At 47.3% G+C, this 12,797-nt stretch carries 9 protein-coding genes; 8 read left to right on the top strand and 1 reads right to left on the bottom strand.

Annotation, left to right across the window (positions count from 1 at the left end):
* Positions 1–106: 106 nt before the first annotated feature.
* The 6 genes from C3B51_RS12825 (at position 107) to C3B51_RS12800 (ending at position 7,497) form a co-directional block, all read left to right on the top strand.
* Complete coding sequence (locus C3B51_RS12825; protein ID WP_130245280.1) at positions 107–1,060, top strand: TauD/TfdA family dioxygenase; 954 nt, start codon at positions 107–109, stop codon at positions 1,058–1,060.
* A 73-nt stretch (positions 1,061–1,133) separates the two neighbouring features.
* The gene (locus C3B51_RS12820) at positions 1,134–2,501 is read left to right on the top strand and encodes a serine hydrolase domain-containing protein (protein ID WP_125784282.1); all 1,368 of its coding nucleotides are present in this window, start codon (positions 1,134–1,136) and stop codon (positions 2,499–2,501) included.
* Positions 2,502–3,657: 1,156 nt separating this feature from the next.
* Positions 3,658–4,218, top strand: a complete 561-nt coding sequence (locus C3B51_RS12815; RefSeq protein ID WP_046003370.1) for a YcjF family protein — start codon at positions 3,658–3,660, stop codon at positions 4,216–4,218.
* Between the two features lie 97 nt (positions 4,219–4,315).
* On the top strand, positions 4,316–4,498 hold the full coding sequence (locus C3B51_RS12810; RefSeq protein ID WP_125717722.1) for a hypothetical protein: 183 nt from the start codon (positions 4,316–4,318) through the stop codon (positions 4,496–4,498).
* A gap of 183 nt (positions 4,499–4,681) precedes the next feature.
* Positions 4,682–6,343: a cyclic peptide export ABC transporter gene (locus C3B51_RS12805; RefSeq protein ID WP_130245279.1), complete on the top strand. Its 1,662-nt coding sequence runs from the start codon at positions 4,682–4,684 to the stop codon at positions 6,341–6,343.
* Positions 6,340–7,497, top strand: coding sequence for a prohibitin family protein (locus C3B51_RS12800; RefSeq protein ID WP_130245278.1), 1,158 nt, complete (start codon positions 6,340–6,342; stop codon positions 7,495–7,497). Before C3B51_RS12805 ends, C3B51_RS12800 begins: the two co-directional genes overlap by 4 nt.
* Positions 7,498–7,806: 309 nt before the next feature.
* Here the strand turns inward: C3B51_RS12800 and C3B51_RS12795 are convergent, their stop codons facing one another.
* Complete coding sequence (locus tag C3B51_RS12795; RefSeq protein ID WP_046003374.1) at positions 7,807–7,986, bottom strand: hypothetical protein; 180 nt, start codon at positions 7,984–7,986, stop codon at positions 7,807–7,809.
* A gap of 1,251 nt (positions 7,987–9,237) precedes the next feature.
* On the opposite strand from C3B51_RS12795, the gene C3B51_RS12790 reads away from it, so the two are divergent.
* Together C3B51_RS12790 and C3B51_RS12785 are read left to right on the top strand one after the other, a co-directional pair.
* Complete coding sequence (locus tag C3B51_RS12790) at positions 9,238–10,455, top strand: hypothetical protein (protein WP_130245277.1); 1,218 nt, start codon at positions 9,238–9,240, stop codon at positions 10,453–10,455.
* A gap of 193 nt (positions 10,456–10,648) precedes the next feature.
* Positions 10,649–12,601: a BNR-4 repeat-containing protein gene (locus C3B51_RS12785; protein ID WP_130245276.1), complete on the top strand. Its 1,953-nt coding sequence runs from the start codon at positions 10,649–10,651 to the stop codon at positions 12,599–12,601.
* The last annotated feature ends 196 nt before the right edge of the window (positions 12,602–12,797 follow it).

Raw genomic sequence — 12,797 nt, 5'->3', positions numbered from 1 at the left:
TTAAATTGTTTTAATTTGACTTTGGTTGTGCGTAAAAAACAAACAATTAATGTCAAAATTGCGATGTAAATTTTACTTGATACCTTAATTAAAGGATGGGAATAAAATGGATCAGTTACTATCACCAGACATGGACTTAAGCTCCGCCGCTACAGATCAACGGGTCCATGATCTCTCAGGACAAAAGCAAAGTGGTCTTGCCTGGGTCAAGGCGAACGTGAAGGAAATTAATGCCTGGGTTGACCGCGATGGCTTCGCGCTGCTTCGCGGCCTCAACATCGTCAGCACCAATCAGTTCAGTACCATTCTGGAAACGATCTTTGGCGAGCCGTTAAGCCAGTATATTTATCGCTCCTCACCGCGTACCGCGCTGCGAAATAACATTTATACGACCACCGAATATCACGCCGATCAGGTGATCCTGCAACACAACGAAAATGCCTACTCCAATTGCTGGCCAATGCGAATGGGCTTTTTCTGCGTTTTACCCGCCACCACCGGCGGTGATACACCCCTTGCCGACAGCCGTGAAGTTTACAAGCGACTGCCCGAAGCGCTCAGAGCCCGCTTTGAAGAGCGCGGCATTATGTATGTGCGCAATTACGGCGACATAGATTTGCCCTGGCAGGAGGTGTTCCAGACCCAAAGCCGCGATGAAGTAGAAGCATATTGCTGGAAAAACGACATTCAGTGTGAATGGTTCGACGATGGCAGGTTGCAGACCCGACAGTTCCGGCCTGCGGTCATGGCGCATCCGCAAACGGGTGAAAAGGTCTGGTTTAATCAGGCACACCTGTTCCATTGCTCCGCCGTAGACACGGACATGCCCGACAGCATTGGCGCAGACTATTTACCGCGTAACGCTTATTACGGCGATGGCGGCGAGATTGCCAAGGAAGACATTGATGTGATCAATCAGGTTTATCGTGAGCTAACGTTTTCTTACCCCTGGCAGCGCAACGACATTCTGCTGCTGGACAACATGCTATTTACCCATGGCCGTCAGGCTTATACCGGTACCCGCAAGGTGCTGGTGGGAATGGCAAAAGCGGCACGTTAAGGCGTGCAATCCGGGGTTTGTTAGTGGTGCTGAGGTTGACAAACAAAGTGGTCAAATTTGAGGAATCAAAACAATGAAATGGTTAAACCCATCAAGGCTGAATATCATGGTGATGTGCCTGATAAGCCTCGCTCTGGCATCGTGCCTGCAAAACAAAAGTACGGCGAAAGACACCACTATCACCGCATCACAAATAGAAATGATAGACACCTCGGTCAGGCAATACTGCGATGCCATGGTGTTTTTCGGCACTATTTATATTACTTCAATAGACAAAGTGGTGTATGAGTACCACTGCGGCCCGCAAAACATTCAGTACAAGGCGGATAACACGGTTAAGTCTAAGTACCGGATTGGCTCAAATACCAAAGCGTTTGCCGCTGCTATCCTGATGCGCATGCTCGAAGGCAAAGATCTCAGAGCCGAAACCGTGGGCGACTATCTGCCCTGGTATCCAAAGAACCAGTGTGCAGATGTAACCTTGCACAACCTGCTGGCCATGTCGTCGGGTATTCCAAATTACAGCGACAACGAAGAAGTGTACAACAACTGGGGCTGGCGCCCTTATTTGTACGATAAAACCCTGAACCTGAATGGTCCTGAAGGGTTTGGCAATCGCTTTTGTACCTGTGAAGAGCAGGGCGGGCAGCCATCGTTCAGCCAGGGCAGCAAATACGAATACAGTAACTGCAACTACTATCTGGTGGGTAACATCATTGAGCAACTGGCGGCCGGCACGCAAGGCGACATCGACCGCAGTTTCTGGTTCAGTAATATCGTTAAAGAGCAGATCCTCGACCCGCTGGATATGAGCGACAGTGGCTCGTTCAGCGCCATTGGGATCTATTCAGATATGACCACAGGCTATATCTATAAAGACAACCAGTATCTGCCACTGGCCAATGGTCGCCCACCGGCTACGGGCGGGCCAGCCCCTTATGAAGACATTCTGGTTAACCCTTACAGCAATCCGCTCGTGCTTTACTCGGCCGGTGATATGTACTCCACCGTGGAAGACATGCACAAATGGGATCAGGGTTTGTATACCAACAAAATTCTGAATGAAGCACAGAAGCTGGCGGCATTTGCGCCTTATTCCAACACCGGCAGCTCCTCGTCGTGTGAATACTATGGCTACGGCTGGTTTGTCACCTATATCGACCCTAACCAGTACGGCAAAGTGGCGGACTGCCCCGATGATCCAAGTGAAACCAACCTCAGAAAGTACGAAAAATTCTTACAGTATTCAGGCAGCTATCCGTACTCATGGGTCACCAGCTTTAACCGCCTGCTGGAGCGAGATCAAAACGTTATGGTGTTCAGCAACTATGTGAAAACCGGCACTGAGTCGGACTGTATTGCCGAAGAAATTCGCAACATCATCTTTTACAGCGATAAACACCGCACCGAAGCCTGTCAGACGGTGTTAGATGAAGCTTAAACGTGGGGGCGGGAGAGTTAACTAAACCCACGCCGCTGTCATCCCGCACTTGCTGCGGGATCTATTCACAGACCACTGTGTGGCGGTGAGTAAGTACCTAGGGTGAGGTCGAGTTGCGGTCAGATGGTTCCCGGCTCGGAGGCCGGGATGACAGGTGTGGACTGGTACGAAGGATGTAGAGCAAATGTGGTGCATCCGTAGATGTAACGGAATCACAAATGATGAGCAGGTATAACAGGATGCACTGTTGATTGGCATCCACACCGCTGTCATCCCGCACTTGCTGCGGGATCTACTCACAGACCACTGCGGCGGTGAGTAAGCACATTGGATGAGGTCGAGTTGCGGTTAGATGGTTCCCGGCTCGGAGGCCGGGATGACAGGTGTGGACCGGTACGAAGGGTGTAGAGCAAATGTGGTGCATCCGTAGATGTAACGGAATCACAAATGATGAGCAGGTATAACAGGATGCACTGTTGATTGGCATCCACACCGCTGTCATCCCGCACTTGCTGCGGGATCTACTCACAGACCACTGTGGCGGTGAGTAAGCACATTGGGTGAGGTCGAGTTGCGGTTAGATGGTTCCCGGCTCGGAGGCCGGGATGACAGGTAGGGGGCGGTCGAGTTGCGGTTAGATGGTTCCCGGCTCGGGGGCCGGGATGACGAGAGCTCGGGGAGCGGGATGACGAAGAGCTCGGGGGCCGGGTTGACAGGATGCACTGTTGATTAGCATCCACACCGCTGTCATCCCGCACTTGCTGCGGGATCTACTCACAGACCACTGTGGCGGTGAGTAAGCACATTGGGTGAGGTCGAGTTGCGGTTAGATGGTTCCCGGCTCGGAGGCCGGGATGACAGGATGACTGATAGAGGCCCGGAACGACAGATGGGTAATTAAGTGACGGGGCCGAAGTTTGCCATGCAGCCAAAGTGAGGCCCCAATGCAAAAACATAAAAGAGCTGCAGTGAACTAGGGAGCTTGTATCGAATTCACTGCATTTTAAACGCATTTACTTGCTGTGTTTTAGGACATGGAAAGTGAAAAAGGGCAAGTTAGGGTCTAGGCTTTACCTGACTTGGTGGGTTTAACAACTGTTTATGCCAACTGAGTTTTTAACGACGTTGGTACCATTCCAATCATAGAGGAAAAAACATGACAGCGACAAAAACAGCGAAGGATGACAAGGCCACAGCGGCTGCTGAAGCTGCTGCAAAGCAGGATTCAGTCAGTGTTGAGGTTGAGAATCGCGAAGCGGTAGCGCGCATTATTGTCGACAAGTACACCAAATGGTCATTCGGTACAGGGCTTATCCCAGTACCGGCAATCGACTTGGTGGCCCTGACTGGGGTACAAATCAAGATGATCAGTGAGATTGCCAAAGTATACGGTCAGTCTTATAGCGACAATAAGATCCGCGGTACGGTAAGTGCGGTGATTGGCGGCTCATTCCCACAGTCTTTGGGCGGTGCAGGACTTAGTAGCTTCTTAAAGTCAGTACCAATCATTGGCACGCTTAGCGCAATCGCATTTATGCCAGTAGTATCCGCAGCGTCTACCAGTGCGGTAGGTACTACGTTTATCCGACACTTTGAAAACGGCGGTACTTTGCTAGATCTGAATCTGGCAAGTATTAAGGGAGACATCTCTGAAATTGCAGCAAAGTATCGAAAAGATAAAGGCAACAGCACTCAAGACACCCAAGCTACAGCGTAAGTTGAGAGGCTAAAACACAAATAAACCAGCAGCGCGCCTGTTGGTTTATTTGCTCACAGGTTAAACCAAACTGATTGTCAGTTTATAGGAGCAAATTATGTTAGTTACTTTATATCTGGTGTTATGTGTACTTTCTGGCTACTGGGGCCGCAACACGTTTGCAGGCCCTGTGGGTTTCTTTTTCATTGGCCTGTTTTTTACCCCTTTGGTGAGTTTACTGGTGCTATTACTGGCTAAAACACGTCTTGCAGAGCCAAAAGAAGCGGAGGAGCAACAGTAAGTTCAGCATTGCCAGCATTCACAGCTTGATTGCGGGTGAAAAATAGGCAAACTAAAAACCAGAGGAAGTAGATCCTCAAGATAAGATAACAAGGATTGCAGTTCTGACTGCGTCGTAGCGCTCAGTATTATCACCAGTGGCGGACTTTCAGGCCACTGGTAACACAATGAAAAGACAATAAAAATGGTATTATACGATTTAATAAGTCGAAACATTAAAATTAAAAAAAGGACCTTTGTATTACTCGGTTGTATCTCTGGCCTTGCCAATGCACTGGTGCTTGCTCTTATCAATAACGTGGCAGAAAACATTTCTGATATCCACAAAGAAAACCATGTATTTTACTATCTGGTGCTGTTTACTCTGACAGTGCTGATCTACGGCCTAACGCAGCAGCGGCTGATGACCAAAGCCGCAAGAATGGTTGAAAGATCCATTGACCATATGCGTGTTGAGCTGTTTGAGTCGGTGCGACATACCGAGCTATCGACGCTGGAGAAAATCGGCAAAGAGCGCATATTTAATACGCTCAGCAAAGAGCTGCAAACCATTTCTCATTCTGCTCAGCTCTTTGTGATCATCGGGCAGTCGATCAGCCTGGTGTTTTTTACCTCACTCTATATTGCCTATCACTCAGTTATGGCATTTGTGGTTTTGAGTTTGCTGATCATGCTGGGTGGCAGTATTCACAGACTGAGAGCCAACGAAATTCAACGCAATATGGCGCTGGCATTTCAGAGCGAAAACCAGCTAATCCAGCGCCTGTCGGACTTGCTCGACGGTTTTAAGGAAGTAAAACTGAGCGCCCCCAGAGCAGACGATCTGGAACATGAGTTTGCGTTATCATCAGGCAAGGCGCGGCGCGCGCAAACGGTTACCAAAACCTTGTTTGCAACCGACTTTGTGCTTTCGCAGATCACCTTCTTCGCCGCAACTGGTGCCATGGTGTTTTTTGTGCCCGTGTTATCCGATGTTTACCCTGAAGTGGTCATTAAAGTCACCACGGCGTCTTTGTTTTTAATCGGCCCGATCACCAGTATTGTGGGTGGCATTCCGGTCTTCACAACGGCCACAGAGGCGGCGCAAAATGTACTGGCGCTGGAGGCCGACTTAAAACGCGAGCAAGCCGAAACCTCGCCACCTCGCAAAGCACAGGTACAGCCCATTGAGAGTTTTGAAGAGCTCAGGCTGGAAGGGGCGTATTATCAGCATAATCGTAAACCCGGCGACCGTCCGTTTTTTGTTGGTCCGGTCGATTTAACGGTTAAACGTGGACAAATTACCTTTATTACCGGAGGAAACGGCAGCGGTAAAACCACCTTTATTCGCATGTTAACCGGCTTATATGAACTCCAGGCCGGGCAGATCTTTCTTGACGGGCGGCCGATTCACGATGCCGATCGCGAGAGCTTCCGCAGTATTTTTACCTCGGTGTTCGCCGATTTCCATCTGTTTAAACAGCTCTATGGGATCAGAGCCACCTCCCAGGAAGAAATTGACGAATGGCTGGCCTTTTTAGAAATGAACGCCAAGGTTAGCGTGACTGATGGCGAATTCAGTACCATAGACCTCTCATCTGGCCAAAGGAAGCGCCTGGCGCTGCTGAGCACCATATTGGAAAACCGGCCAATTTATATTTTTGATGAATGGGCCGCCGATCAGGACCCCATATTCAGACGAAAATTCTATGAACAGGTACTCCCCAGGCTCAAGGCCCGTGGCAATACCGTGATCGCAATTACACATGACGATGCTTATTTCCACCTGGCAGACGTGCATTTGAAGATGGTAGAAGGACAACTAATGGAACATCATGAAGTAGAAACAGATGGAGTACCGTCATGAATATAATCCTCCCACCTGATCTGATGCTCATTGGGCTGGCTGGCGCCTGCCTGTTGATCCTCATCGCCAACCTGGTCATGCGGGTGCTGCGGCGCTACAAACCCGCCTGGCGCAAACGCATATTGTCCTGGCGCTTCAGGGCCGGCCTTACCTTGTTAATTTGTTTGTTCTTAATTGTGGCACTGGTGCCGTTTATTTTTATCAGAGTCGACTCCGGTGAGGTGGCTGTACTGTGGAAACGCTTTGGTGGGGGTACTTACCTGGACCAGCATTTTAAAGAAGGTACCGTGTTGGTGATGCCCTGGGACAAGCTGATTATTTATAATGGCCGCTTTCAGACTGCACACGAAAGCATTGATGCCATTACCAAAGAGGGGCTCAGGATCACACTCAATGTAACGGTCAGGTATCGGCCAGTTATAGAGCATGTTCCTTATTTACATCAGTTAGTGGGACCAAACTACCTCGAGGAAATGGTGTTGCCCGAAGTCGCTTCTGCGGTACGAATGATAGTGTCTGACTTTCGTGCAGAGGAGGTGTACAGCCATCAACGTATGGCAATTCAAAAACGGTTACTAAAAGATGTGCTTGATGAATTACACATACAAGAAGAATCGATTTTGGAACAAAGTGACCACATGAAAGATGGCCACGCCTTAGTGAACCTGGACGATATGCTGATAAAACGGGTGGATGTGCCAGATAAAGTGCATGAGGCAATTATCTCTAAAGTCAACCAGAGCTATCTGAATGAAGAATATGCAATGCGCCTTGAAGTTGCGAAAAAAGAAGCACAGCGCAAGAAAACCGAAGCACAAGGTATTGCCGACTTTCAGGAAACCGTGGCTGGTGGCATCTCCGAAACCTACCTGAGATGGCGTGGTATCGAAGCCACCATTGAATTGGCGAAATCAAACAATGCCAAGGTGGTAGTAATAGGCAGTGGTAAAGACGGACTCCCCTTAATACTCAACACTGAAAGCAGCCTGAGTGGGCCTGCGCCCAACCTGAGCCAGGAAGTGAGCAATTTAGTAAAGGCAGAAGAGGCAACAAAACCTCAGCCCGGTTACACCAACAGTGTGATTAAGCCCGGTGAGCCCATGAGTAGCCACCATATGACTTCGGCAAAATCGGGAGAGCCTTTACATAAATAACGCAATGAAGCAGGCGGGTTGATAACGGCAAAGCGCTTTTGTAAACCCGCCTGTTTTGTACGTCCGTATGACAGGTAAGGAAACACCTTATTCAAAAGGGGCTCCTGACCAGCGTCGCCAAATTTGCTTTCATTATGATGCGCCAGCGGCCTGCGCGTTCGTAAAGGGGCTTTACACTAATCTTGCACTGGTGATTATCTACTAGCAGCTACAAGCACAGAAATCGAGTAGATGACAAAAAAGAGAAGGGCAGTAAAGGAAAGACATTCATAAAGGCACACCGGCTGTGCCTCTTTCAGGTGTGGCCTTTTAAACTGGGTTGTTACACGTATACACCTGAATATAAGTAAACCAAGGGCAGCCTTTGTTCACTTTAGTTGGTGGAAATGCAACATCAACACCCCCGGCAACTTGCGGAGTTTGCTCTAAGCCTACAGCTTTGCTATTAGATAAGTTTTTGAATTTCTTTTTATTTAAACTTAGCTTCATTTCTATTTCCTTATGATTTATTAGGCAGAATGCCGCATATAGTTATGACACATTGGGTAACACTTGTAAACTACAGGTTTTTTACTGGGAGCGGGCAGGGGAGTCCTGCTAAAGCATGGCTGGGTAAAAGGTGCACTCCAGAGTCAGGTCAAGGCACGCTGGGTGCCCTGGTATTTTCTGTCTATCGCGGGATACAGGTATTCAATGGATAGTACGAGAACCATGGACAAGTCTGTTGCACTCGGGTAGGTGGGATAGCGCTTGCGCCACCTGCGATCAATGGCGTTTGTTCCGCGTCTATTGCTTTTTCATTACATAGGTTTTTGAGATTCTTTTTACTGAGGTGTAGCTTCATACTAATTTCCTTTTGTGACTTGTTAATTGGTTCGGGTTATTTTTTACACAAAACACCCTGTGTGTAAATTGAAAGAATCTAATGCGTGTTTTGCCGACACGCGCCGGGCCCTCGACTCTTGGGTAAAGATATTCGTTGAGTAAAAATAGTCGTCACCCATCCATATTTTGTTCTTATTTATTGGTTAATCTTTCGGGACGGTCTGAGGGAGCACTATCTGCTTGCAAATCGAACTGTTGCCAACGGGCACCCACCTGCGTGGACTTGCTCTGTGTGGCTGTATTATACCAATTTCACTTAATACCTGTTCAATTTGAAGGAGCAAATATGACGCTAACAGTGTTAAAAATTTCTCATTTAGAACAACTAAATAGCAAAATTTTTGCCTTGTTATCGACCATATTTTCTTGCCTCAAAATAGAACACTTAATTAAGCAAATTGGTATTATTCCTGGTAGGAGCATTTCGCGTTTCTATTCGCCCTAATGCAATGGTTCGATAATCTGTCTGCGCTTGATTAAAAGAGTAAATAGAGTAAACAGGTACAGTCTCTGGCCAGGGTAGCCTGAAAAGGTGGCCAGAGTGAAGTGACTGTAATTGAGAGTACTTGTATTAAGGCACAGTGGATGTGCCTTTTTTATTGCTTTTGTCATCCTGAAATAGCGCCTGCTTACCACTTTTTGTAAACAGCTCGACTATTTCCCAACGAACATAAATCATTCTTTATACAACAATGTGTTACGTCGCTATTTTATCCAGTTACACGAATGTATTAGCCGCTATTCATCCTCTGTACAATTAGGGCTTACCAGCAAAGTTGACTTATGATAGGTTACCTGTGCAGACGGCCTGGTCGTATTTTGAATTGCGCCTCCCATGCGTTTACAGAGGATCATATGAACAACCTAAAGGCACTCAGCCAGTCAAGCGGCACTCAAGGAAGCATCAAACCCACCGATCCGCTTCATATTTTGTGGCAGCGAATAGAAAAACACAAAAAGCGCAACCAAAACTACAAAAACAAAGTGGCAGAAAATTATCAGCAATTTTGCGAGTTGGTTTTACCCCATGAACAACGCCAGACTCACTGGCTTTGTCAGCAAGTTATGCATCTGGCGTCCTTTGTTACGCGTAAATCTTTTACCGAACCAGAGCGTGATGCACTGATGGAATGGATCTCGGAAGATATGGATTATCTGGAGCAAAACCCATTTACGGATCAAACCCGGATAACCCAGCTATCTCAGTATATTTTTGAGCAGCTAAAGACTCGTCAGGGGCATTTGGCTGAAAGCGTGTCTGAGTCGCAAATCAATGCGCTGCGTGCGGAGCTGCAACACGAATTTGGTGAGTTGCTCACGCTCAGTGACGAACAGCTGAAAGCCTGTATTGCCGACCCCACTGTCCTGTTCGAGCACCTTGAGGCCATGCAAGCAGCAAGCAGTGAGCAGGAGAGCGAAGCAAACGAGGATCTGGACGAAGAAGCTTTTGATGATGACCCGTTTGCCAACGGGTTTTACAATCAGTTTGAACCCGATGACGATGAGCAGTATCGGGATTTTGCAAAGGTTGAACAAAACAGACTCGACAGACTTTTTAAAGGCAGCCAGCTAAATAAAATGTATAAGCGCCTGGCCTCTAAATTACACCCAGACAAAGAGCCTGATCCGGCGCGAAAAGCACAAAAACATAACCTGATGCACGAGCTTTCTGAGGCGCGCAAAGCAAAAGACGGCTTTACCATTTTACAGCTGTATTTGGCGCATTTTGACGATGACCCGGAATTTGACCAGACCACCAGAGACAACCTGATCCCTTTGCTTGAGCAAAAGGTTAGAGAGTTAAATAGCGAGTATCGCTTTTTACAAGACAACCACGACATTGAGACACTGGTGTGGCGCCAGTTTAAAGATACCAGTAAAAAGCGCATTCGAGAAAACATGGATTGCCACGCCGCAGAATTAAAGGCCGAATGTATTGCCATAGAGTCTTTTATAAACAGTTGCAAAACGGTAAAAGCCATGAAAACAGAGCTAAAAGAGCGAATGAATCGGCCCATGTTCAACCCGTTTTTAGCATTGGGAGACGAGCTGCCGGACTTTTTGTTCAAATAACACAGGCGGTGAGTGACGCGCAAAACGAACCGAGCAGTGAATGCACCCACTTTAGGAGCACGTATTTCGTGTTCAATTGATGCGGTTTTGTAAATTTTTATTTGATATTTATCTTGTTCTTACGTCTTTATTTTTGTTTAATGCCGGTAATTTGTACCAGTTGGGTACAAATTACACCAAAAAAGGAATAATAATGAAGACAAAAGCAACAAAAGCCCTGATTGCAGGGTTATTATTCTCGCCTGTGCTTAGCGCACATGCTGCGCTCGATCCGACCAAAGGATATGCAGATCCGTTTAATTTTAATTCACATAGCAAATGTAGTTATGAGCAAAAAGGTCTGGATTATTCAAATGACTCCGACAGCTACTACAACGCATATTTTCGTAATAAAGTATCGCCATATCACTATCTAAATAAAACCCTGAATGAGCGTTTATTGCGTGGTAGTTACTATAGCCTGGATAATCAGCTGTTTTACGTAGGCGGACAAAACGTACCTAAGTACTCAGGCCCTGCATCGACAGGCTCAGCCAAAGCAGCGCCTATGGCCGTTCAGAAAGGCGACTGGACTTATTACATTATCAATGGTGCGCACTCAGACTGCGCCTTGGATGCGCCGGCGCCAAATAAAGGGTATGAGCGTTTGGTGTACGCAGTGGGTGCCTATAACCATAAATGGGGCATGATTAAAGAGCCGGTGATTGTGCATGTTAAAGATACCAGTGATTTTCATGATACGGCAGTCATCAATGTTGACAGCCAGGGCTATGTGTATGTGTTTATCTCCGGACGTAACTCAACCCGAGGCGGCTTGATTTACCGCTCATCGAACACGCACGACAACTTCAATGGGCATTTGGGCGCGTTTAATCTGGTTGATGCGAATAACGAAGTAGGTAAGGATTTAGATAGCAGCCATAATTGCTCTGGTAGTGGTGATAAGTGCTATAACCTGGGCTTTACCTATCCGCAGGCCTGGTGGGTTAATAATAAGTTTGTACTCCTTAATACCAGATACATTCAGGCGCCAGATGAAATGGTGAGGGATTTTAAACAGACGGCTCGCCGTCAGCTATATATGACAGAATATAAGCTACAGTCTGGTGGGCTGGAAGCGCCGGAAACTAAAAAGCTGGTTGCACTGGATGATAAACTGAGTTTTGGTCACTATTCAGTGAGTACAGAGCGCAATGGCGTATTGGCTATGGCCTTTAATGTACATATACCAGACAGTTGTACATTAAGAAGCGGCGCACGGAGTGAGTGTATTACGCTTGGTAAAAATGAGAAAGAGGAAAACCGACATGTTCCCAACGACAACCGTACCAATCTGTACTTTATGTACTCCAGAGATGGCGGTATAACCTGGAAAAACGCCAAACACAAGACATTGATTGACACAAGCGAAGGTCAATACATTAATACGTTGAGTAAGCTAAACGAAGCCTTGTTATACCAGCCAGATACCAGTGTTGATATCGTCAATGGTTACAACCCCTACAGTACAACCATCAAAAAGCGTATTTATGTTAAAGACCTGGACATTACAACCAATGGCTATGGTGGTTACCTGACATCCTTAAAAGTATTGGTCACTGAAACGGATGGCATTCACGGTTTTGTGCCTAAAACATCGTCTGACTCGCGTCGTATGATCCGTGCATTGGTTATCGACCAAAATGGCAAAAAAGACTATGTAGGCTGTTACAACTCTGCTGATTGCTGGGCCGATCATGCGTATTCATCTGGCACAGTGATCTCTCATGGCCAAAGCGGTTACAGTGAGATAGCGTTTCCTATGTCGAGTGGCGACAAGCTGGCTGGTGGTAAAGTTCACTTGTATAACAGCAACTTGAAAACGGCGGGTGACGTAAAAGTGTGGAGTTACATGGGCGCACAACACTATCGTGATCCGAACGATGTAAACTACATCCGTAAAGTACACAATGCCAAATCAGTCACCGGTCAGGAGCCCGTGTACTTCTGGGCGCAAATGGCGAATAAATCCCGCGTGGACCTGGTGCTATCCGGTCGCTACGGCCAGCAAGTTCAACTGACAGGCAACTTTGGTACAATCAAGAAAATGGCCTGTCCAACGGCCTATGTATTTAACCGTTGTACAACCGCAGATAACACGATGTAATTAAACATTTGCACCGACCCCGATGTCACCGCCGGGGTCGGCTTTATATATCCTCAGCAACTGCCCTTATCACGCCAGCTAACACACCTCTCATGATCCCAGCCTCAGAGCCCGCGACATCAAATCAGCTCAACGTTTCATACTGACTGCCGAGCCCTCCGTCATCCCGGCCTCCGAGCCTATCTCTTAGTCACAT

The sequence above is a fragment of the Pseudoalteromonas rubra genome (genome assembly GCF_004212645.1).
GTDB classification, from domain to species: Bacteria; Pseudomonadota; Gammaproteobacteria; order Enterobacterales; family Alteromonadaceae; genus Pseudoalteromonas; species Pseudoalteromonas rubra_G.
Note: the sequence above shows the minus strand (reverse complement) of the source record. Positions and strands in the feature narration are given on the sequence as shown.

Coding starts and splice junctions, on each gene's coding strand:
- C3B51_RS12825 (WP_130245280.1), top strand. CDS start 107: ATGGATCAGTTACTATCACCAGACATGGACTTAAGCTCCGCCGCTACA.
- C3B51_RS12820 (WP_125784282.1), top strand. CDS start 1,134: ATGAAATGGTTAAACCCATCAAGGCTGAATATCATGGTGATGTGCCTG.
- C3B51_RS12815 (WP_046003370.1), top strand. CDS start 3,658: ATGACAGCGACAAAAACAGCGAAGGATGACAAGGCCACAGCGGCTGCT.
- C3B51_RS12810 (WP_125717722.1), top strand. CDS start 4,316: ATGTTAGTTACTTTATATCTGGTGTTATGTGTACTTTCTGGCTACTGG.
- C3B51_RS12805 (WP_130245279.1), top strand. CDS start 4,682: ATGGTATTATACGATTTAATAAGTCGAAACATTAAAATTAAAAAAAGG.
- C3B51_RS12800 (WP_130245278.1), top strand. CDS start 6,340: ATGAATATAATCCTCCCACCTGATCTGATGCTCATTGGGCTGGCTGGC.
- C3B51_RS12795 (WP_046003374.1), bottom strand. CDS start 7,986: ATGAAGCTAAGTTTAAATAAAAAGAAATTCAAAAACTTATCTAATAGC.
- C3B51_RS12790 (WP_130245277.1), top strand. CDS start 9,238: ATGAACAACCTAAAGGCACTCAGCCAGTCAAGCGGCACTCAAGGAAGC.
- C3B51_RS12785 (WP_130245276.1), top strand. CDS start 10,649: ATGAAGACAAAAGCAACAAAAGCCCTGATTGCAGGGTTATTATTCTCG.